Raw genomic sequence first — 21,642 nt, 5'->3', positions numbered from 1 at the left:
ATTGTTTTCACAATTAATAAAAAAGGATGAAAAAAGATGGCTTTGATATCCGAAATCGCTGATCTTTTGCAACAATCTGAACATGCTGTTGTATTTACTGGCGCAGGGATGTCCACTGCCAGCGGAATTCCGGATTATCGTTCAAAAACTGGTTTGTGGCGCAAAAAGGATCCGAGTAAATTGGCAAGCATTGAAGCGATGGAGACAAACCGTGATGAATTTATTCAATTTTATAAAGAACGCCTTCAATTATATAAAAGCAAATCTCCGAATGAAGGACACTACTTGCTGGCAAAATGGGAAAAGGAAGGGAAGATTCAATCGATTATTACTCAAAACATTGATGGGTTCCATCTCTTAGCAGGAAGCAAAAACGTAATTGAACTTCATGGAACACTTCAAACGTTTCACTGCCACAATTGCGGCCAACGCTTTTTAAATGATGTATACTTGAAAAATCAATATTATTGCGGCTGCGGGGGCTTTATTCGTCCTTCCATTACACTGTTCGGAGAGCTGCTTTCGGAAGATGCTTTTAGAGATGCGGAGCTTGAATGTGAAAAAGCAGACGTTATGATCGTGCTTGGTTCATCTTTAACAGTTCGGCCAGCGAACGAAATACCGTTCTTGGCAAAAAGGATGGGAGCGGTATTAGTGATTGTCAACCAAGAACAAACAGACTTCGATGAATGGGCTGATTTTGTTTTTCATAACGATATTATACAATTTTTGAATGAATTGAATAATCGATTGAACAGGTGAAATGTTAAATGAGAAGGATTTGTGTCATACCTTGCGGAACAAAAAAAGTATGGGATAAAGAGCCCAGTGCAGGTGCTGTTTCCGCAGAAAAAGCGTATATAGGAGTTTTTCACCGCCTTTGCCAGGCGTATGCTAAAAAATTTTTCGATGAATGGGTGATTTTGTCTGCCAAGCATGGCTTTTTGCGGCCAAATGATTTTGTGCCTGGTCCTTACAATGTTTCCTTTAGCATGAAAAAGCATCCTGAATTAATTACAATCAACCAATTGAAGGAACAAGCGGTTGAAAAAAATTTGTTAGATGTAGATGATATTGTTCTTTTGGGAGGAAAGAAATTCCGTCCATATATAGAACAAGTGTTTACAAATAAGACAGCTTTTCATTATCCTCTTTCCGATTGCAAAGGAATAGGGTTTATGCAGCAAAAGTTGAAACAAGCGATTGATTTTGGCCAAGAAATACAAGAATAATGTCATTCAAGTTGTAATGGGGGAGTATTGATGAAAAAGGAGTTTGCCGTAATCGGGTTGGGGCGGTTCGGCGGAAGCATTTGCCGAACGTTATCGGAAGAAGGAGCAGAGGTGCTTGCCATTGATGTGGATGAGGATCGAGTAAACGAATTTGCCAATATTGTTTCACATGCTGTTGTAGCGGATACAACGGATGAAGCCGTATTAAAAAGCTTGGGAATCAGAAATTTTGATCATGTGATCGTAGCCATCGGCGACAATATTCAAGCGAGCATTTTGACAACCATTATGTTGAAAGAACTAGGAGTTAAGCATATAACGGTGAAGGCTCAAAACGACTATCATGAAAAGGTTTTGTCAAAAATAGGAGCAGATACAGTTGTTCACCCTGAACGGGATATGGGGCGGCGGCTTGCCCATAATCTTCTTTCGAACAATGTGTTGGACTATCTTGAGCTGTCGGAAGAGCACAGCATTGTTGAAATTGCTGCTAACCGCAACATTGCCGGTCATTCTCTCATCGAGCTCGATATTCGTGCGAAATACGGAATCAATATTGTTGCGATTAAACGAAATAACGAAATTATCGTATCGCCGCAAGCTACAGAAGTAATCAAGGCAGGAGATATTTTAATTGTCATCGGAGCTGACGTCGATATTGATCGGTTTGAAAAGAAAGTGCTAGGAGAATAATGAAAACTTATATACATTCTTTCGGAGCTTTAAATGTTTCATCCGCATGGGCAAAATCAAAATCTACTGAAGAATGAACTGAACTTATCCAGTCAAGTAAAAACAATCATTTGAAGCTTACATGGTAATTGAATGAGAAGCAGCTGTCTAGAATGCCTAAAGACAGTTCTTCTCATTCTTTTTTTGTTTGCCGGCTCAAAATCCTTGCTTATTGCAAGAATGTCGTTGTTTTTTCTGGCAATCGAATACATGTCTTCTTTAACTACAAATTGATTTCTTTATTATCTCCCTTTACTGCTGCCACTTGCAGCACCTGCTCCTGAAAAATTCTGATTATGACATTATCCAAGTCGAATTTTTTCATCAAATGTTTTTCAAATGATTGCGTATAAATTTATATGATGGCACAAACGTACATAAAATGTCTTTCTGCTCTTCTATTAAACACTTGTATATCGAAAAAATTAACCATAAAACTTTTCGGTATTTTTCATTTACATGTTTTGATCTCCGTCTTTCTTCTCTTCAAGCACTCACTTTTTCGTTTTTTATAAGAACTTTTAGCTGACGGCTGCCCGCTTTAAAACCATCTACCTAAAAAAGCAAGAGCGGCCGGATGCTGCGTGTTATGAGCCGACAAAATAACAACTGGACATTTTTGCAAAATAAATCCCTCTTATGTTAAACAGTACGTTCCACTGTCAACACAAGAGGGATCGATCACAAGTTATTACTTAAATTTCCATTATAATTGGCAAGATCATCGGTCGGCGTTTCGTTTTTTCATATAAAAACGGAGCGAGTGTATCGGCGATTTCATTTTTGATTTCCGACCACTGCGTAGTTCTTCTTTCCAATACTTTATTTAAGTGCTTAGTAATCAGTTCTTGGGCATCTTTAATTAAATCGCCGGATTCTCTCATATAAACGAAGCCGCGCGATATAATGTCAGGTCCTGCAGCAATTTTGAACTCTTTCATATTGATGCTGACGACAACGATTACGAGTCCTTCTTCAGATAAAATTTTTCGGTCTCTTAACACAATGTTTCCAATGTCGCCAATTCCGCTTCCGTCAATATAAACGGATCCGGACGGAATTTTACCGGCAATGGATGCTTCGCGGTCGTTCATCGCCAGCACATCTCCGTTATCCATAATAAAACAGTTTTCCTTTGGAACTCCGCAATCGACAGCTAGTTTCATATGCATGATCTGCATTCTATATTCTCCATGAATCGGCATAAAATATTTTGGCTTCATTAACCGCAGCATTAATTTTTGCTCTTCCTGTCCGCCGTGGCCAGATGTGTGGATGTCATTTAACGACCCGTGAATTACTTCCGCACCGGCGCGGAAAAGCAGATTGATCGTTCTTGAAACCGATAAAGTGTTCCCTGGGATGGGCGATGATGAGAAAACGACCGTATCGCCGGGAATAATTTGGATTTGCCGATGAGTTCCATTTGCAATTCGGGACAGAGCGGCCATTGGTTCGCCTTGGCTTCCTGTACATAAAATCACGACCCGATGAGCGGGCAGACGGTTTATTTCATTTGCATCAACAAACGTATCTTTCGGGCAGCGAATATACCCGAGTTCTTGACCAATTTGGATAGCTGCTTCCATACTTCTTCCAAAAACAGCTATTTTTCGATTGTTTTTAACAGCTGCTTCAGTTACTTGCTGAAGTCGATGAATATTGGATGCAAATGTTGCAAAAATGATGCGGCCGCTTACTTTTCGGAAAATGTCGTGAATGCTTTCGCCGACCCGTCTTTCAGACATTGTAAATTCAGGAATTTCGCTGTTTGTGCTGTCCGATAAAAGACAGAGCACACCTTCTTTGCCGATTTCCGCCATTTTAGTTAAATTTGCAGGTTCCCCGACTGGAGTAAAATCAAACTTAAAATCTCCTGTATGAACGATATTTCCTGCGGGAGTTTTGACAACAATTCCATATGAATCTGGAATGCTGTGAGTTGTACGGAAAAAAGTTACGGCAGTTTTTCTGAACCGAATCACATCATCCTCCTGGATGATGTTTAGTTTAGCTTGTCTTAAAAGTCCATGCTCTTCAAGCTTATTGCGAATCAGTCCGATCGCCAGTTTACCGCCGTAGATAGGTACATTAATTTCCCGCAGCAAATAAGGTATACCGCCTATATGATCTTCATGACCATGTGTGATGAACAAGCCTTTAATTTTTTCTTGGTTTTTTACTAAGTACGTATAGTCCGGAATCACATAGTCAATCCCTAGAAGTTCGTCTTCTGGAAACTTAATTCCAGCATCAATTAAAATGATTTCATCTTGAAATTGCACACCGTACGTATTTTTTCCGATTTCGCCCAATCCGCCGAGGGCGAATGCTGCTACTTGGTCTCTTTTTACAAATTTCATATACTATCATTACTCCAATACAGAAAAATTTTCGCTTTGTTTTTCAAATTCATAAAACGGGCCGCTGATCGGTTGAATATATTCTATGTTTATGGAGCGGCCTTTTAATTTTTCACGAACTTCTCTTTCTGATTCCGCTTCAACGAAAAATGTTTTCGTTCTTTCCCGAACAGGCGGTTCATTCGGGTTTTCCTGATAAAAAACTTTAAACATCATTTGCGTAATCTCTCCTTACTTTCCATGTTAAACTAGCTTTTATTATTATAGTCGATTCTGATGGCAAATCCAACCTTCATTGAAAATAACGAAAACCGGGCTAAAGCCGCCCGGTTTCTTTAAGCAATCGATTTTCTGCGAAGCAATTGCTTCCACTGTTTTTTAATTTTTTTCTTTAAACGTTTTAACATATCAACTCCTCCTTCATTAAGATGTCAAAGTCGAGTCCGATTGTATTTACTTATATTATATGCTATTTTTTTATTTTTTTTATGGCTAAACGTGGAAAAGCTCTATTGACATAAAGCGTTTGCATACTATACCGTTTTGTTTAGTGTAAATAAGGTTTTCACGAAAGAGAAAAGGAGATTGAACATGGGGAAAAAATTTATTTTTTTTGATATAGACGGTACTTTATTGGATCATGATAAACGTTTGCCGGAATCTACTCTTGACGTGGTCTCCCGTTTGAAAAAAGCCGGACATCACGTCGCCATCTCAACCGGCCGCGGTCCTTTTATGTTTAAAAAGCTAAGAGAAGAGCTCGGAATCCATTCTTATGTCAGCTATAACGGACAGTATGTTGTGCATGAAGGAGAAGTCATTTATGAAAATCCTTTGAAGGTCGATGCGTTGGAGCAATTAATCGAAGCGACTGAAAATACTGATTACCCGCTTGTATTTTTGAGTGAAGAAGATATGAAAGCAAATGTGGAAGATCATCCGTTTATTCATGAAAGTTTGAAATCTTTGCACCTCTCGCATCCTGAGTACAGACCTGATTATTTTCAAGAAAAACATATTTACCAAGCGCTTTTGTTTTGCAAAGAAGGAGAAGAAGAACAGTTCAATATTTCTGAAGAGATAAAATTTGTCCGCTGGCACCAGCTTTCAACTGATGTTGTTCCAAAAAAAGGATCGAAAGCAGAAGGGATCAAAAAGATAATGGATATGCTTGGCGTTAGCCGTCAAGATGTGGTTGCTTTTGGAGACGGTTTGAATGATATAGAAATGATTTCGTTTGCTGGAACAGGCGTTGCTATGGGTAATGCTGTTTCGCATGTGAAAAAAGTAGCTGATTTTGTTACAAAGCCTGTTGATGAAGATGGAATATTTTATGCTGCAAAGCAATTGCAGTTGATATAAATCCGAAGCTAAACTTAAAAAAATGCCTTGCAAAGGCGATTTCAAATGGTAGTGTGCACAAAAAATTTCTCTTTATGAACAAAAAATCCCGAAAGAACTATTCGGGATTTTTTGCATGGATTTTCGTTTTGCTTCAAAATATTCCGCGGCTTGGATGCCGGGCGCTAACTTCTGGCTTCATCTGTCAATTGGAGTTGCATTTTCCGGTTCTTTAAAAGGATTCTCTTTATTGATCCGATCATAAAACATAATGCCGTTTAAATGATCTATTTCATGCTGAAACACAATAGCGACAAGACCTTTTAAACGAAGGTCGACTTCATTGCCTTCAAGGTCAACCCCTTTGACGCGGATGCGTGCATAACGCGGAACATATCCTGGAACCTCTCTGTCAACGGAAAGGCATCCTTCACCGCTTGTTAAATAACTTTGTTCCACTGAATGGCTTACAATTTTTGGATTGAACAGGCCGTACGAATATAATTTTCCTTTTTCATCCGTCACATGAACGGCAATCATTCGTTTTGATACATTAATTTGCGGGGCGGCAAGACCGATCCCAGGCCGCAATCCATATTTTTCTGCAATCTCTGGATCTTGACTGTTTTTTAAGTATTGAAGCATCTCCGCTAAAATTTTTTTCTCCTCTTCAGAAGCGGGCAATTCCACTTCCTTGGCAACTTGACGAAGAGTTGGATGTCCTTCCTTAATAATATCTTCCATTGTAATCATTGCTAATCACTCCTGAACCTATATCAACAAATTTCATTATACATAAATCTTTTAAAAGAAACAAAAAAGAATTGCCCGAAAATCGGACAATCATCAATTAATAGTTTAAGCAGGCAGCGCCAACAATAATGAGCAAAATAAAAAGCACAGTGATCAATACAAATGTCCAGTTTGAAACTGGAAAATATCCGTATGATGGGTAATGATAAGACGGATTGGAATAATAATGCATCTCTTTCACCTCCACATAAGGACTCCATATCGCCTTATTTAGGGCAAATGTCTATATCATCGTATGATGAAGCAAAATAAAGGTATAGACGTTTGCCTAGAAGACTTCCTTATTTATATAAATTCTTCTGTAATTTATATAGAGAAGCAACACGCTCTCCAGATAAATGATTCGCTTCCGTCTGTATCTGTAATAGTGATACAGAATTATCTGTTGTATTAGTACAGATTTAAAAGTAAAAATATTTCCAATTATCTTGAAAGCGTTTTATATATTGTTTTAAAAATAAACAAATTAATTGACGCATGTGAAAAAAGGGTGTACACTATGAAGTGAAATCGATGTGTATTACTATTTTAAATAAAAAAATTAATACAGTTTGTAAAGCGATCTTGCAATGTACTTGACGATTTTGGCAATTAAAGATCCGCAATGTGTGTCTCCATGAACAATTTGGGGTAATCTAGTTTTATGGATGAATTTAAAGGCTGAGAAAATGAAACGAAGAGGTGTGTTGAATGGCAAAAAAGGCGAAAAATGTTGTCGTTGACAGCGAAAAGCAATTTGATGCGATTCGCAAGGAATTCCAAACGTTCCAAATTTTAAACGAAAAAGGCGAAGTCGTGAATGAAGATGCGATGCCTTCCCTTTCTGATGAAGAATTAAAGGAATTAATGAGACGAATGGTATTTACCAGAGTGTTGGATCAGCGTTCAATTTCTTTAAATCGTCAAGGTCGTTTAGGTTTTTACGCACCGACTGCCGGACAAGAAGCATCACAAATTGCTTCTCATTTTGCCTTGGAAAAAGAGGACTTCATTCTCCCGGGCTATCGTGATATACCGCAGTTAGTTTGGCATGGATTGCCTTTGTATCAAGCATTTTTATATTCCCGCGGGCATTTTCATGGAAACCAAATGCCTGAAGACGTAAACGCTTTTTCACCGCAAATTATTATCGGCGCCCAATATGTGCAAGCTGCAGGGGTAGCATTAGGCTTGAAAAAACGCGGCAAAAAAGCAGTTGCTGTTACGTATACAGGTGATGGAGGAACGTCTCAAGGCGACTTTTACGAAGGAATAAACTTTGCTGGGGCATTTAAAGCACCTGCTATTTTCATCGTTCAAAACAACCGGTTTGCAATTTCAACACCTGTAGAGGTGCAAACTTCAGCTGAAACACTTGCACAAAAAGCTGTTGCAGCTGGAATCCCTGGTATACAAGTAGATGGAATGGATCCGCTTGCTGTTTATGCAGCTGTGAAGGAAGCGCGTGAACGGGCAATAAACGGTGAAGGTCCGACATTAATTGAAACATTATGCTACCGCTACGGTCCGCATACAATGGCAGGAGACGATCCAACGAGATATCGGGCAAAAGAGCTTGATGACGAGTGGGAGGCAAAAGATCCGCTTGTTCGTTTCAGAAACTTCCTTCAAGCAAAAGGATTGTGGAGCGAGGAAGAAGAAAACGAAGTTATCGAAAAGGCGAAAGAAGATATAAAAGAAGCAATCAAAAAAGCGGATGAAACTCCAAAACAAAAAGTGACAGACTTAATCAACATTATGTTTGAAGAAGGAAGCTGGCCTTATAACCTAAAAGAACAATATGAAATTTATAAAGAGAAGGAGTCGAAGTGAGCATGGCGCAAATGACAATGATTCAAGCAATCACTGATGCGTTGCGTACGGAACTGAAAAACGACGAAAATGTGTTAGTATTTGGGGAAGATGTTGGTGTAAACGGCGGTGTGTTCCGTGCAACAGAAGGACTTCAAAAAGAATTCGGCCCAGACCGAGTTTTTGATACGCCTCTGGCAGAATCAGGAATTGGCGGCTTGGCAATCGGTTTAAGCACACAAGGCTTTCGTCCGGTAGCTGAAATTCAATTCTTCGGTTTTGTTTATGAGGTTATGGATTCCATTTCTGGACAAATGGCGCGTTTGCGTTATCGCTCCGGGGGCCGCTGGCATGCTCCGATCACCATTCGTTCTCCTTTCGGCGGCGGCGTTCATACCCCTGAGCTTCACGGGGACAGCTTGGAAGGCTTGATGGCGCAGCAGCCTGGTTTAAAAGTCGTTATTCCTTCCACCCCTTATGATGCAAAAGGGTTGCTTATTTCAGCAATTCGGGATAATGATCCGGTCATTTTCTTGGAGCATATGAAGCTTTATCGTTCCTTCCGTGATGAAGTTCCGGAAGAAGAATATACAATTCCGATCGGCAAAGCAGATATAAAACGTGAAGGGAAAGATATTTCGATCATCACTTACGGGGCAATGGTGCATGAATCTTTAAAAGCTGCTGACGAACTTGAAAAAGAGGGCTTTTCAGCAGAAGTGATCGATTTACGTACAGTAAGTCCGCTGGATATAGAAACGATTATTGCTTCAGTAGAGAAAACAAACCGCGCGATTGTCGTGCAGGAAGCCCAAAAACAAGCAGGAATTGCTGCTAATGTTGTTGCAGAAATTAATGAAAGAGCGATTCTTAGCTTGGAAGCTCCAGTTTTCCGCGTGGCAGCTCCAGACACTGTCTATCCATTCTCACAAGCGGAAGATGTATGGCTTCCAAACTACAAAGATATCGTTGAAACGGCTAAAAAAGCATTGAATTTCTAATTGGCTAAAAAGAGGAGCATCATCTTTTCTTCTTTTCGGCCATCAACTGAAAATTATTTAGGAGGTTGAAATCTGTGGCTTTTGAATTTATAATGCCGGATATCGGTGAAGGCATTCATGAAGGTGAAATAGTAAAATGGTTTATCAAACCTGGTGATGAAATCAATGAAGATGATGTTCTTTGTGAAGTGCAAAATGACAAAGCAGTTGTTGAAATCCCTTCCCCTGTAAAAGGAAAAGTATTAGAATTAAAAGTGAATGAAGGGGAAGTTGCAACTGTCGGTCAAGTATTAGTCACAATTGATGCTCCAGGTTATGAAAATCAATCAAAAGGCGATGAAAGCGGTGAAGCAGCAAAAGAAGAAAAGCCTTCCACAGAAGAGCAAAAAGTGGAAAGCAACGCTTCACAGTCTGCTTCAGAAGACGTAGATGTTAACCGACGCGTTATTGCAATGCCATCCGTCCGAAAATATGCGCGTGAAAAAGGCGTTGATATTCGATTGGTACAAGGCTCAGGAAACGGCGGGCGCATATTGAAGGAAGATATTGATGCTTATCTGAAAGGTGGACAAGAAGAAGCAAAACCTGTTGAAAACGTGGAAAAAGAAGCTGCAACAGGCGTATCGGCAGGAGAAAAAGCAGCGCCGGCTCCGGTTGTCCTTGAAGGAGAATTCCCAGAAACCCGCGAGAAAATCAGCGGTATTCGAAAAGCAATTGCAAAAGCGATGGTTAAATCAAAGCAAACTGCGCCACATGTAACATTAATGGATGAAGTCGATGTAACAGAGCTTGTTGCACATCGGAAGAAATTTAAAGCTATTGCGGCAGAACAAGGCATTAAGCTTACATATTTGCCTTATGTTGTCAAAGCTTTAACATCAGCACTTAAAAAATATCCAGTATTAAACACATCGTTTGATGATGAAACAGAAGAAGTTATTCATAAGCACTATTACAATATCGGAATTGCAGCTGATACGGAAAAAGGACTTTTAGTTCCTGTTGTCAAACATGCAGATCGAAAATCGATTTTTGAAATCTCGGCAGAAATTAATGAATTGGCAACAAAAGCGCGTGAAGGCAAACTTACTCCAAATGAAATGAAAGGCGCATCATGCACGATAACCAATATCGGTTCCGCTGGCGGCCAATGGTTTACTCCTGTCATTAATCATCCAGAAGTAGCCATTCTAGGTCTCGGACGTATTTCTGAAAAACCGGTTGTGAAAAACGGAGAAATCGTTGCAGCCCCTGTTTTAGCGCTGTCTTTAAGCTTTGACCATCGAATGATCGACGGTGCAACTGCACAAAATGCGCTTAACCATATTAAGCGTTTATTGCATGATCCCCAATTATTACTAATGGAGGCGTAATAAATGGTAGTAGGAGATTTCCCGATTGAAACTGACACTCTCGTCATAGGAGCTGGTCCCGGCGGCTATGTGGCTGCAATAAGAGCCGCGCAATTAGGGCAAAAAGTTACGATCGTTGAAAAAGGATCTCTTGGCGGCGTCTGCCTCAATGTTGGATGTATTCCTTCTAAAGCATTAATTAGTGCAGGACACCGTTATGTAGAGGCTAAAGAATCAGAAGATATAGGAATAAAAGCTGAAAATGTAACACTAGACTTTTCTAAAGTGCAAGCTTGGAAAGAAAGTGTCGTCAAAAAACTTACAGGCGGTGTTGAAGGCCTTTTAAAAGGAAATAAAGTTGAAATTGTAAAAGGCGAAGCATATTTTGTTGATCGCAACACCGTCAGAATCATAAACGAGAATTCAGCTCAAACGTATAAATTTAAAAATGCAATCATTGCAATTGGCTCCCGTCCAATTGAAATTCCAAGCATTAAATTTTCTGAGCGAGTCATTGACTCAACAGGAGCGTTGTCCCTGCAAGAAGTTCCGAAAAAAATGGTTATTATTGGCGGGGGAGTCATTGGCATAGAGCTTGGAACTGCTTATGCGAATTTCGGCACTGAAATTGTGATTGTTGAAGGAGACAAAGAAATTCTTCCAGGATTTGAAAAACAAATGACAGCTCTTGTAAAAAGAGCGTTGAAGAAAAAAGGAAATGTCGAAATTCATACTAGCGCACTTGCAAAAGGTGTTGAAGAAACAAAAGACGGAGTAAAAGTGACATTTGAAGCGAAAGGAAAAGAGCAAGTAGTGGAAGCGGACTATTGTTTAGTTACAGTAGGACGCAAACCAAACACTGATGAACTTGGTCTCGAACAAGTCGGAGTAGAAATCGATGAAAAAGGCTACATTAAAATTGACAAACAGTGCCGGACAAATATTTCAAATATTTATGCTATCGGCGACATCGTTCCAGGACCTTCACTTGCTCATAAAGCTTCATATGAAGGGAAAATTGCTGCAGAAGCGATTTCTGGAAAACCTTCTGAAATCGATTATAACGGAATTCCTGTCATTGTCTTCTCAGAACCTGAGTTGGCTTCTGTCGGATATACGGAACAACAGGCTAAAGACGAAGGAATTGACATTGTGGCAGCTAAGTTTCCATTTGCAGCAAACGGCCGCGCATTGTCATTAAATGCAACCGATGGATTTGTAAAATTGATTACACGAAAAGAAGACGGCCTTGTTATTGGGGCTCAAATCGCAGGTGTCAGCGCATCAGATATGATTGCTGAACTTGGACTTGCGATCGAAGCAGGCATGACGGCAGAAGATATTGCCTTGACGATTCATGGCCATCCGACATTAGGAGAAATTGCAATGGAAGCTGCCGAACTTGCACTTGGAACACCGATTCATATTATAAATAAGTAATGCAGCCCAAAGGGGCAGTCTAATAAGTCGTTTTTTCGGCTTATTGACTGCCCCTTTTAATGTTATAGAAACGTTGATATATCGGTGTTTATGATTATTTGTTTTCAATGGGGATTTGACTTTTTGGACAACACCTTTTTATGATGAAATGTAAATGATGGAACAATTCTCTCACTGTTGTGAAAGTTTTTTCACAAAAATATGTTGTGCAGAGATTTTGAGCACAAATCCTATTTAACTAAAGAATCTTCTCAGCGCTTAATTACCTCAAACCGACATTCTCATTATTCGGAAAGCACTTCTGAGACCGGCTCTACAATTTCATCTTTTGTTGAAACTGATCCTTTAATATGCAAAATGATGCCGTCATGATCCATCACGATAATGGAAGGATATGTTTTAATATTAAACCGCTTAGATTCAGGGTTATCAGCTTGGTAGATCATCATATTGTCCATTTCCTCTGGAAATTGTTTTTTTAAATCTAATAAAGCATCGTAGTAAATTGATTCTTTTTCCATCATTTTTTGGTCGGTAAAAAAAAGAATTTGTTTTTTGTCGGAGCTTGAAATCGAGTGATCGTCTTTCGGATCAGCAATACAAGATGACAATAGAAGCAGTACGGCAACGGTATAGGTATATGCAATAAATTTCACCATTGTCCTACCTCTTTCGTTTAAAGAAAACTGGTAAAATGTGTTCATTTTTTCTTAACGCCATTTTAACATATTTAATTCCGTCACTTTTGAATGTTATGCAAATGTTACAAAAATAAAATATTATTTAAACAAATTAAAAAATTTTAAATCGTGTACGAGAAGTATGATATCTAGAGCGAATGTTTGAGTTGTTGGGTTGTAGACTTTAGATGCACGTAATGGATCATACTCAGCAATCATGTAATGCTAATGATCAGAAAGATAAAGGTCATTTGAAAGCTACTTTGAACCAAAAAAATGTCCCCATCCCCATATAAAACATTTCCTTGTTTAATTAAAAACTTTTTTCGCATAGATTTCATTGATATGGCCAAAGGATTCCAGATAGTAATTTTTCCTTTTGTGGAATATATTCGGAAGAGTGAGCAGCAAAGACTTTCCATTTCTTCTTTCATCCAAGTCGCTAATTGCGGAAAACTTTCCATTATTGGTTCCGTTGTAAACAAATTATTCCTTGTATAACCAACTTTCTTTTCCACATTGCCTTTCTCATGTCCACTAGACGGGTTACACGGTTGAACTTCAAAGCCATAGTGACATTTAAATCTAATAAAAGAGTCAGTGTATGTTCGCTTGTCCCCTTTACCAATTGAAACAACTGCTGCAGCTAAGTTATCAATTCGTCAATAGGTTGGAACTCCCCCCGCCTGATGAAACAGTTGTTTTAATCCTTCTAGGAAACATTCCGTATTTTCACTTGGAAGAGGGTAGGAAAATCCCGCGTTACTCTGTGGAAAACTCATGACAAGTGCCTTTATATCCTTATAGGCTCCATCTTTTACAACAGTCATGTTACCGAAATCCACTTGTGCTTCTCCAGGAGGGTGCTCTAAACGCTCATAACTTTCAATATTTGCAGCTTTGATTTGCGGTCTCCGGTATTGAATATACTCGCACACAGTCCGATAAGATCCCCTAAACCCATGTTCATCTCTAAGCTGTTCATATATTTTCTTATTGGTTCTTCTTTCTTTTCTCTTAAGTTTCATGTCCTCCTCAAGCCAATAATCTACGATTTCTCCGTACCCCTCCTCATACATCATTCCTCTTTTCCTAAAGGTAAGAGTTTCTTCAAAACTTTCTCCATCTGCGTATTTCTTAACTGTCCTCCAATTACGGCCAGTCTTTCTTGCAATTTCATTTATTGACAAATCTTCTTTCTCTCTTAAATGTTTGATATAATTAACTTCAGGCATTGCTAGCATCCTTTCATTTCCTCCCACTGTTAAGATCGCTCAATCTATACAGTAGGAGTTATTTTAGGGGCTGGCAAGCCTATTTTTTATCCAGTTAAGTTCTGCACAAATTCCTTGCAAATCTCTGTACTTTTATTTTGCAATAAACAGGTAGTCCTCCGACTGGTTCTTCATACAAAGCAGGCGATATTTATAGAAATGAAAGTGTCCGAGCGATATTGTATTACGGCGCAGGAGGTCAGGAGCCTGTTGTTGAGATGTATGATTCGGGTATTGTTGCTACTTCTCTAGCCCTTGATTCCGTTGTAAATGGGAACCATAGTAGTGGACGTAATTCTATTCCTGGATACAAAGAATTAATGGCTCATGCAGAAGCTAAAGATGCACCATCAACTGATGCTTATTTTAGTAAAAATTCTCTCAATAGTAGTGTTTCAGGGAATAGACAAGTTTCTGAATTCCAGCAGATTCAAGAAATTCCATTAAAATTCCTGTTCCTCAAAATGTCATCCTTCATATTGTAGGGGAAGGTAGTTATATGCAAAAAAAATAAATGTGTTATACAATTTTCTGCTTGACGAATATAATGTGACATATTAATATATAACTATCAGGTCATTTTGTCTCCACTTTATTCTTTATGACGCTATATGGAAAAGGGGAATACAGGATGGGAACAATTGTCTGTCAAGACTGCAATTCAACAATTCATTTCTTTGATGATGAAAAAGTTACGGTATTGTATGGTAAATGCAACAATTGCTGTACAGAAAAGAATCGTAAAAAAAGCAATCATCAATAACATATTGAATAACACGTGTAACAAAGGGGTTTAAGATAAATGGGCTGTCTTTAAGGCAGCTTTTTTTTATGTAAAGCAAATGCTGGTGATCTTAATGGAATGGATGCTTGCAGGATTGTGATTGAGAGCTAAGACAGAAAAACATCGTTTGAATTCATTTTTTATCAATTCACCTTTGTCTTTTTCAGTAAGTACGGTCATTGCGGTTTTTAAGTGTTAAAACGACAGCGATGCGGTTTGTAAAGATTGATGAAACATATACCAAATGTCACTTGTGCATAAAAGGTTGGATGAAAAATTTATTGGAGTTACGACAAATTTCGCAGCCAATATTGGAACTGGCAGCAATTCGATATAGCGAAGTTTGTTATCGATGTCTTTTCAATAAAAGTATAAAAAGTGGTGTCTATTCCATTCATTAGGCGGTAAAATGTAGCTAAAGGACTTTTGTGAAAGGAGCTTTACAATGGAGGTAATGGCAGCAAGCGTCTTTTCGGCAATTATTATATTTATTACTGTCTTTTCTATGATAAGGGTATTCATCATCGCTTTTAAGAGGAAAGAAATAACGCTTCGGAAGTTCATCATCTTCACCATATCTTCAATTGTTACAGGTTTAATTATTGCTTCCGTTTTACCGTTTGTTTATCAAAAAATATTTCATTACTTCTATTAACTGTTTTTTTAATGAAAGACCTTCCCCACGAAGCAGGAAGGCCGTCGTCCATATTTTAGTTATGTATTAGCACTTTTTACAGAAGCATTCGTAGTCAATTCCTTATTTGAAAGTCCTTTATTTTTCAAAAACATACTGACTCCAATTAAAGATAGCGCTCCGCCAATCATTTGGGAAATAGATGTAGCTTCTCCTAAAAATAAGTATGCTAATATAATTGCCCCTATTGGTTCACCTAAAATACTCATTGAAATCGTCGTAGCATCCAAATATTTTAAAAGCCAATTAAATAATACGTGACCAAAAATATTGGGGACTAGTGCTAGAAGTACAAATATGCCCCAATCATGAACTGAATAATGAATCAGCGGGATCTCGTAACTAAGATTGTAAATCAATAATACAAATCCACCTATAAAGAACACACAAAAACTATATATTGATGTTGGAATTTTTTTGCATAATACTTGTCCAAAAAGCATATGAATGGCTACTGCTAACGTTCCTGCTAATGAAAGGAAATCTCCAAATAATGCTTTTGTAGAAAGATTAATATCTCCCCATGCAATAATGATTGAACCGCTAACAGCTATAATAATACTCACAATCCCAATAAGGTTTGTTCTCTCTTTAAAAATAAAATAAGCTCCGATCATAACAAATACAGGCTCTAATGTAGTTATAATCATTGAACTTGCTACTGTTGTATATCTAAGGGAATCCATCCAAAATAAGAAATGAAAACCTAGGAAGATTCCAGATAAAAATAGTTGAATCCAATCCTTCCATTGAATGTTAATAGCTCCTGTTTTGATTTTCTTCCAAGGGAGAAACGGCAGCATAACGATCACTGTAAAAAGCAGTCTATACATTCCTAATATAGATGCAGGTGCATCAGACCATTTAACAAAAATAGAAGAAAATGAAATAGAAATAACACCAATTAGTAAAATAAAAATAGGCGGAACGGGAAATTGATATTCTTTCATTGTTGTCGCTCCTTTTAAAAGAATTGAATATTATTATAAATTAAATACGGTAATGGTTTTAGCCATTACCGCAGCAAAATTATTTTATGATCGATCTTCAGCAAAATTTGGTTTCATCCGTTTTTCGACTTGTCCTCGAATGTATGGATTTATAAAGCTTCTTCAGCGATTTCTCATTTAATCGGTTTATGCTCTTTAATAACGCGAATGTAGGAAAGAGTTGGATCTTCTGTACCTTGAACAGGCAGGCCGGCATCTAAATTTTTTCGGATGTAATGTAAATTTTCTTTAGTGATGATTTCTCCTGGTATGAAAATCGGTATGCCCGGTGGGTACACCATGACAAATTCTGCAATAATGCGTCCGACAGATTGTTCAAAAGGTACCATTTCCGTCTCTGCATAAAAAGCATCTCTAGGTGTCAGCGCCAAAACAGGAATATCGGGCAGAAGGACAGAGACTTCCGCTTGCTTGTTTGCCTGATGGGAAAATTCTTTTGACAAAGCACGAAGCGCTCTTATTAAAAGTGATGTTTCATATTCTGTATCACCGGGCGTGATCAGACAGAGCAGATTGTACAGATCGGAAAGCTCCACTTCAATGTTGTAATGTTCTCTTAACCACAGCTCTGCATCATATCCCGTTATGCCTAGTTCCTTCACAGAAATAATTAATTTTGTCGGATCATAATCATACGTTGCATTCGTTCCCAAAATTTCTTCTCCTACACAATATAGATGATCAATTTTGTTAATTTCGTATCTTGTCTGATTCGCCAATTGAATCGTTTGCTCTAATAATTCATAGCCCTTCGTTGCCAGCTGCTTTCGAGCTGCATCCAGTGATGCAAGAAGCAAATAGGATGTCGATGTCGTAGTCAGCATGCTTAAAATCGATTGAACACGGTCAGGAGACACAAGACCTTCCCGAACATTTAAAATAGAGCTTTGCGTCATCGATCCTCCCAGCTTATGAACGCTAGTTGCCGCCATATCTGCCCCTGCCTGCATGGCGGATAATGGCAGCTTGTCATGAAAATGAATGTGGACGCCGTGCGCTTCATCTACAAGAACAGGGACATTATATGAATGAGCAATATTTACGATTTGTTTTAAATCAGCTGAGATTCCGAAATACGTTGGATTAATGACTAAAAGCCCTTTTGCATCAGGATATTGCTGAAGAGCTTTTTCAACTGATTCTGTCGTTATTCCGTGAGAAATGCCGAGGTTTTTATCCACTTCAGGATGTATAAAAACGGGGGAAGCCCCTGAAAAAATGATTGCTGACATGACCGATTTATGAACATTTCTTGGAACAATAATTTTATCTCCAGGTCCGCAAACCGACAGGACCATTGTCATAATGGCTCCGCTCGTACCTTGTACCGAGAAAAAGGTGTGATCGGCACCGAAAGCTTCAGCAGCCAATTTTTGTGCTTCTTTAATAATTCCTTTTGGCGAATGAAGATCATCCAAAGGACCGATATTAATTAAGTCCATCGCCAGAGCATTATGTCCGATAAATTCTCGGAATTTTGGCTCCATTCCGGCTCCTTTTTTATGGCCGGGAATGTGAAATTGAATTGGATTTTTTTGAATATGTTCTAAAAGACCTGTAAACAATGGTGTATCATGCTGTGACAATTTTCCTTTTCACCTACTTTTTAAAGGTTCCCCAAAATTAAAAACAAATGAAATTATAGCACTTTCCTTTAAAACCTGCAAAAGGCATTAAATAGGGTTTTTAATATCTTTGTGCTTCTCTTTGTTTTGAGCTACGTTTTTATAAAGAAGGAATTTAATGCGTGGAAAAAGAATAATACGAAATGGGGAGGGGGAAACATGGTATTTTCAACAAAAATTACCGAATTGCTAGGGATTAAATATCCGATCATTCAAGGGGGACTTGCTTATTTAGCGTATTCAGAATTAGCAAGTGCAGTAAGCAATGCAGGAGGGCTCGGTCAGATCACGGCTATGTCTCTTCCGAATCCAGCTGCGCTTCGAGAGGAAATACGGAAGGTGAAACAAAAAACGGATAAGCCGTTTGGAGTGAACTTCGCCATAGGTCAGCATGGCCGTCCATTTTCCGATATGCTTGATGTGGCGATTGAAGAAAAAGTGCCGGTCATTTCCATCACTGGCGGGAACCCGGCTCCGCTTTTTGACCAATTAAAAGGTGTCGATGTAAAAAAACTAGTTCTCGTTGCGGCAAGAAGACAAGCGGAGAAAGCGGAAGAGCTTGGAGCAGATGCAGTGATGGTCGTCGGACAAGAAGGCGGCGGTCATTTAGGAAAAGACGATATCGGCAATTTCGTATTAATTCCACAAGTAGTGGAAGCTGTCTCCATTCCGGTGATTGCTTCTGGAGGCATTGCGGACGGGAGGGGACTAATGGCAGCATTGGCTCTTGGAGCTGAAGGGATTGAAATGGGAACTCGTTTTATTGCAACGAAGGAATGCGTACATGCACACCCGTTATATAAAGAAGCAATTGTCAACGGTACTGAACTTGATACCGTCATTATTAAAAGGTCGTTAGGGGCACCAGGTCGGGCGCTTCGAAATAATTGGACCGAAAAAATTTTGGAAATTGAAAGAGAAAGAGGAGATTATGAGTCGCTAAAAGATTTCATTAGTGGAGAAGCGAACAAAAAATATATTTATGAAGGCAAAATCGAGGAAGGATACGCATGGGCCGGTCAATCTATAGGGCTGGTAAAAAATATTCCGTCTGTTGCGGAACTGTTTGACGAAATCATTGAACAGGCGAAAGAGATAAGGCGGAAATGGTCCAGCATTGCTTAATTGTTTTCAAAAGAAATAATGGTCAGCGATGCAGCGCATCCTGACCATTTTTAAACAGTGCTTTTTTGTGTGATTTGATAAAGCGGCATTAACGTTTTAAACGTCTCGTCAACCTTTTCCAAAAATTGCTCCCTGCTCATGGAGAGAACTTCATTTTTTGGAAGGTTGATGCCGCATAACATTTCTGCTTTTTTCACCGATTGCAGACGTTGAAAAATTCGTTGAAAATCTTCGTCAGATAAATTTTTTTGTTTTTCCGCATCTGGTTTTGTATGATCGGCTGACCAGAAATAATCTTCAGGAATTTGCTTTCGAATTTGCTGCCAATTCTGTAGAAATTGTTTTCCGATTTCTGCTTTCACAGGGGATTCATAAATAATGGCAAACCAAACAAAGACGTGTGTGCTCCATAATCCGATTTGAAAATGAGGGAGCTTCTTATAACCCCGTTTACTGTTTGCAAATGCAACCCATGTGTCATTGGGAGGATGAACGGTACGGCGGGCATGTTTTGCTACATGATAAAATATTTCATCTCCCGTCAAAGCAGACAAAGTAGGTGCAAAATGCTGTCCCAGCGCTTCAAGTTTTGGGCGCACCCGTTTTTTTAGCTCATCCATTCTCGCTTCTAAACCGTCTATTTGAAAAACTTCAAAATCTTCCTTCACAAATGGCACAAAATCCATAAAAATCCTCCTTGTGTTGTTTGTCCACATTGTAGCACAAACCGACAGAGAAAGAAAAATAATGTGGGTGAAATATTGCAATGAAAAAGGTGAAAAACTTGATTTTCTCCATTTCTTTACAGTATGCTAAAAAAGGTGATTGAATAGAAAGTGGGTAAGATAGATGAACTGGCATGAAATAGATCAAAAAGCAAAGCAATGGATTTATGAGGCTGGTGAAAGAATTCGCCAATCATTTCAACAAAAGCTGGTCGTTGAAGCGAAATCAAGTCCAAACGATTTAGTGACGAATATTGACCGGGAAGTAGAGCATTTCTTTTGGGAAAATATTCGCAAAACGTTTCCGGAACACAGCATTTTAGGAGAAGAAGGTTCCGGTCATGAATTGAAATCATTGGACGGTATCGTTTGGATAATTGATCCGATTGACGGCACAATGAATTTTGTACATCAAAAGCGGAATTTCTGCATTTCGGTTGCTGTTTTTGCGGATGGTGTCGGTCAAATAGGACTGATTTATGATGTCGTCAGAGATGAAATGTACCATGCGATAAGGGGGAACGGCGCCTATTTAAACAAAACGGAGCTTCCGCCGTTACAAAAGAAAACAATAGAAGAATCCATCATCGGCTTGAATGCATCATGGCTGGTGGAAAACAGACGAATTGACCCAGCAATATTAAGTCCGCTTGTCAAACGTTTAAGAGGAACGAGATCATTTGGTTCAGCCGCTCTTGAATTTGCCTATGTAGCTGCAGGCAAGCTGGACGGCTATATTACAATGAGACTTGCTCCTTGGGATTTTGCGGCAGGTTTAATCCTTGTCGACGAAGTAGGCGGGGTTACGACAACGCTTGACGGAAAACCAGTCGATTTGCTTAAAAAGCAAAGCATTTTCACCGCTAACCAAACCATTCATCAACAAATTATCGAGGAGTATATTAAAGGGAAAATATAAAGCTGCAAATGCTGTTGACAGCTTATAGATCATCATAGCTTGCTAAAAAACAAGCATGAAGAAAGCAGTATAAAAAGTCTCTTATAAAAATATGAAAGAATTGGTATCGTTCGGCAAACTTCACATCGTGATGGCAGGCGAGAAAAATGGAACAAGTGTGGAGCAATGAAATGTTGTAGCAATCAACGTTTTGTAAATAGGGCTAAAAATCGGGTTGTTTAAAAATTTACATAAAATGGAACTTTTTTTTATCCATTCCATTTCTGGCTGGTCTTTTGAAAAAGGCTATTGTAAATGAGTTTTAGCTAAAACCGAACATATTGTGAAACAAAAGATGGGTCTTTGTAGGTTTGAAAGAAACTAATGCCATGTAATAAAGCCCCTCTATCAGTAGAGGGGACGATCTATGTATCATAAACCGTTTGAAAGTATAAAATGGCCGATGCCAAGATGTAAATTCTTTATAATAATCCTCTCTCTCGCATTTTCTTTTTTTGGGTAAAGCCGAGTCCAAATACTATAATAATTCCAATGATGCTAACAACTACTCCCAACAGGCTGCCAGCCCCTATTGCAAAGCCGACCAACACAATAAGCAGCGCCGCAATGGTGGCGAGAACCCAAAATATCCATTTTCCGTTGCCCATTCCCATCCTCCTTTCATTAATCCAAGGCGAAAACTATTAATAGCCTTTAAGCCTCTTTCCATCTTTAGTTTATCGAAAAACGTTCAACGTTTCC

General features: G+C 38.8%; 21 protein-coding genes and 1 pseudogene. 12 read left to right on the top strand and 10 right to left on the bottom strand.

Annotated features, from left to right (window positions below; translation table 11 throughout):
* Positions 1-36: 36 nt before the first annotated feature.
* The 3 genes from NSQ61_RS07425 to NSQ61_RS07415 are packed head-to-tail and all read left to right on the top strand — an operon-like array spanning position 37 to position 1,925.
* Positions 37-762, top strand: coding sequence for an NAD-dependent protein deacylase (locus NSQ61_RS07425; protein WP_144596953.1), 726 nt, complete (start codon positions 37-39; stop codon positions 760-762).
* Between the two features lie 8 nt (positions 763-770).
* Positions 771-1,232: a DUF6884 domain-containing protein gene (locus tag NSQ61_RS07420; protein WP_130157983.1), complete on the top strand. Its 462-nt coding sequence runs from the start codon at positions 771-773 to the stop codon at positions 1,230-1,232.
* Between the two features lie 27 nt (positions 1,233-1,259).
* A complete protein-coding gene (locus tag NSQ61_RS07415; RefSeq protein ID WP_269467019.1) occupies positions 1,260-1,925 on the top strand; it encodes a potassium channel family protein in 666 nt (221 codons plus the stop codon).
* Positions 1,926-2,659: 734 nt separating this feature from the next.
* On the opposite strand, the gene rnjA is transcribed toward NSQ61_RS07415, so the two are convergent.
* Both rnjA and NSQ61_RS07405 read right to left on the bottom strand, forming a co-directional pair.
* The gene (gene rnjA, locus NSQ61_RS07410) at positions 2,660-4,327 is read right to left on the bottom strand and encodes a ribonuclease J1 (RefSeq protein ID WP_063389638.1); all 1,668 of its coding nucleotides are present in this window, start codon (positions 4,325-4,327) and stop codon (positions 2,660-2,662) included.
* A gap of 9 nt (positions 4,328-4,336) precedes the next feature.
* On the bottom strand, positions 4,337-4,543 hold the full coding sequence (locus NSQ61_RS07405; protein WP_340806551.1) for a DNA-dependent RNA polymerase subunit epsilon: 207 nt from the start codon (positions 4,541-4,543) through the stop codon (positions 4,337-4,339).
* A 375-nt stretch (positions 4,544-4,918) separates the two neighbouring features.
* On the opposite strand from NSQ61_RS07405, the gene NSQ61_RS07400 reads away from it, so the two are divergent.
* Complete coding sequence (locus NSQ61_RS07400) at positions 4,919-5,689, top strand: Cof-type HAD-IIB family hydrolase (RefSeq protein WP_340806549.1); 771 nt, start codon at positions 4,919-4,921, stop codon at positions 5,687-5,689.
* 177 nt (positions 5,690-5,866) lie between these two features.
* On the opposite strand, the gene def is transcribed toward NSQ61_RS07400, so the two are convergent.
* A complete protein-coding gene (gene def / locus NSQ61_RS07395) occupies positions 5,867-6,421 on the bottom strand; it encodes a peptide deformylase (protein ID WP_063389641.1) in 555 nt (184 codons plus the stop codon).
* A gap of 97 nt (positions 6,422-6,518) precedes the next feature.
* Complete coding sequence (locus NSQ61_RS07390) at positions 6,519-6,653, bottom strand: YjcZ family sporulation protein (RefSeq protein WP_340806547.1); 135 nt, start codon at positions 6,651-6,653, stop codon at positions 6,519-6,521.
* Between the two features lie 518 nt (positions 6,654-7,171).
* Here NSQ61_RS07390 and pdhA point away from each other — a divergent pair.
* From pdhA to lpdA, 4 genes are all read left to right on the top strand, one after another.
* Positions 7,172-8,293, top strand: a complete 1,122-nt coding sequence (pdhA, locus tag NSQ61_RS07385) for a pyruvate dehydrogenase (acetyl-transferring) E1 component subunit alpha (protein ID WP_063389642.1) — start codon at positions 7,172-7,174, stop codon at positions 8,291-8,293.
* Between the two features lie 2 nt (positions 8,294-8,295).
* The gene (locus NSQ61_RS07380; RefSeq protein WP_063389643.1) at positions 8,296-9,273 is read left to right on the top strand and encodes an alpha-ketoacid dehydrogenase subunit beta; all 978 of its coding nucleotides are present in this window, start codon (positions 8,296-8,298) and stop codon (positions 9,271-9,273) included.
* A 74-nt stretch (positions 9,274-9,347) separates the two neighbouring features.
* Positions 9,348-10,646 carry a dihydrolipoamide acetyltransferase family protein gene (locus NSQ61_RS07375; protein WP_063389644.1) on the top strand — a complete coding sequence of 433 codons (1,299 nt, stop codon included), beginning with the start codon at positions 9,348-9,350 and terminating at the stop codon, positions 10,644-10,646.
* A gap of 3 nt (positions 10,647-10,649) precedes the next feature.
* The gene (gene lpdA, locus NSQ61_RS07370; protein ID WP_340806545.1) at positions 10,650-12,065 is read left to right on the top strand and encodes a dihydrolipoyl dehydrogenase; all 1,416 of its coding nucleotides are present in this window, start codon (positions 10,650-10,652) and stop codon (positions 12,063-12,065) included.
* A gap of 284 nt (positions 12,066-12,349) precedes the next feature.
* On the opposite strand, the gene NSQ61_RS07365 is transcribed toward lpdA, so the two are convergent.
* Both NSQ61_RS07365 and istA read right to left on the bottom strand, forming a co-directional pair.
* Positions 12,350-12,724 carry a hypothetical protein gene (locus NSQ61_RS07365; RefSeq protein WP_066250224.1) on the bottom strand — a complete coding sequence of 125 codons (375 nt, stop codon included), beginning with the start codon at positions 12,722-12,724 and terminating at the stop codon, positions 12,350-12,352.
* A 440-nt stretch (positions 12,725-13,164) separates the two neighbouring features.
* A pseudogene (gene istA, locus NSQ61_RS07360) lies at positions 13,165-13,989 on the bottom strand (IS21 family transposase); the annotation flags it as partial.
* 248 nt (positions 13,990-14,237) lie between these two features.
* Between istA and NSQ61_RS07355 the strand changes: the two are divergent.
* Positions 14,238-14,504, top strand: a complete 267-nt coding sequence (locus NSQ61_RS07355; protein WP_340806543.1) for a hypothetical protein — start codon at positions 14,238-14,240, stop codon at positions 14,502-14,504.
* A gap of 146 nt (positions 14,505-14,650) precedes the next feature.
* Positions 14,651-14,782 (top strand): GapA-binding peptide SR1P, encoded by a 132-nt coding sequence (locus NSQ61_RS07350; RefSeq protein WP_082830423.1) that lies wholly within the window; start codon positions 14,651-14,653, stop codon positions 14,780-14,782.
* A gap of 735 nt (positions 14,783-15,517) precedes the next feature.
* Here NSQ61_RS07350 and NSQ61_RS07345 read toward each other — a convergent pair.
* Both NSQ61_RS07345 and NSQ61_RS07340 read right to left on the bottom strand, forming a co-directional pair.
* Positions 15,518-16,447 (bottom strand): DMT family transporter, encoded by a 930-nt coding sequence (locus NSQ61_RS07345; protein ID WP_340806541.1) that lies wholly within the window; start codon positions 16,445-16,447, stop codon positions 15,518-15,520.
* A 173-nt stretch (positions 16,448-16,620) separates the two neighbouring features.
* Complete coding sequence (locus tag NSQ61_RS07340) at positions 16,621-18,093, bottom strand: aminotransferase class I/II-fold pyridoxal phosphate-dependent enzyme (protein ID WP_340806539.1); 1,473 nt, start codon at positions 18,091-18,093, stop codon at positions 16,621-16,623.
* A gap of 198 nt (positions 18,094-18,291) precedes the next feature.
* Between NSQ61_RS07340 and NSQ61_RS07335 the strand changes: the two genes are divergently transcribed.
* Positions 18,292-19,257 (top strand): NAD(P)H-dependent flavin oxidoreductase, encoded by a 966-nt coding sequence (locus NSQ61_RS07335; RefSeq protein ID WP_063389650.1) that lies wholly within the window; start codon positions 18,292-18,294, stop codon positions 19,255-19,257.
* Between the two features lie 50 nt (positions 19,258-19,307).
* On the opposite strand, the gene NSQ61_RS07330 is transcribed toward NSQ61_RS07335, so the two are convergent.
* Entirely contained in the window at positions 19,308-19,943 is a 636-nt protein-coding gene (locus NSQ61_RS07330) for a YktB family protein (RefSeq protein ID WP_340806537.1), read from the bottom strand.
* Between the two features lie 163 nt (positions 19,944-20,106).
* On the opposite strand from NSQ61_RS07330, the gene NSQ61_RS07325 reads away from it, so the two are divergent.
* On the top strand, positions 20,107-20,901 hold the full coding sequence (locus NSQ61_RS07325; protein WP_063389652.1) for an inositol monophosphatase family protein: 795 nt from the start codon (positions 20,107-20,109) through the stop codon (positions 20,899-20,901).
* 461 nt (positions 20,902-21,362) lie between these two features.
* Here the strand turns inward: NSQ61_RS07325 and NSQ61_RS07320 are convergent, their stop codons facing one another.
* Positions 21,363-21,548 carry a DUF5325 family protein gene (locus NSQ61_RS07320; RefSeq protein WP_130158513.1) on the bottom strand — a complete coding sequence of 62 codons (186 nt, stop codon included), beginning with the start codon at positions 21,546-21,548 and terminating at the stop codon, positions 21,363-21,365.
* Positions 21,549-21,642: the final 94 nt, after the last annotated feature.

The organism is Aeribacillus sp. FSL K6-1121, from assembly GCF_038003725.1.
GTDB classification, from domain to species: Bacteria; Bacillota; Bacilli; order Bacillales; family Aeribacillaceae; genus Aeribacillus; species Aeribacillus composti.
The sequence above is the reverse complement of the archived record's forward strand: the minus strand, read 5'-3'. Positions and strand labels throughout refer to the sequence as shown.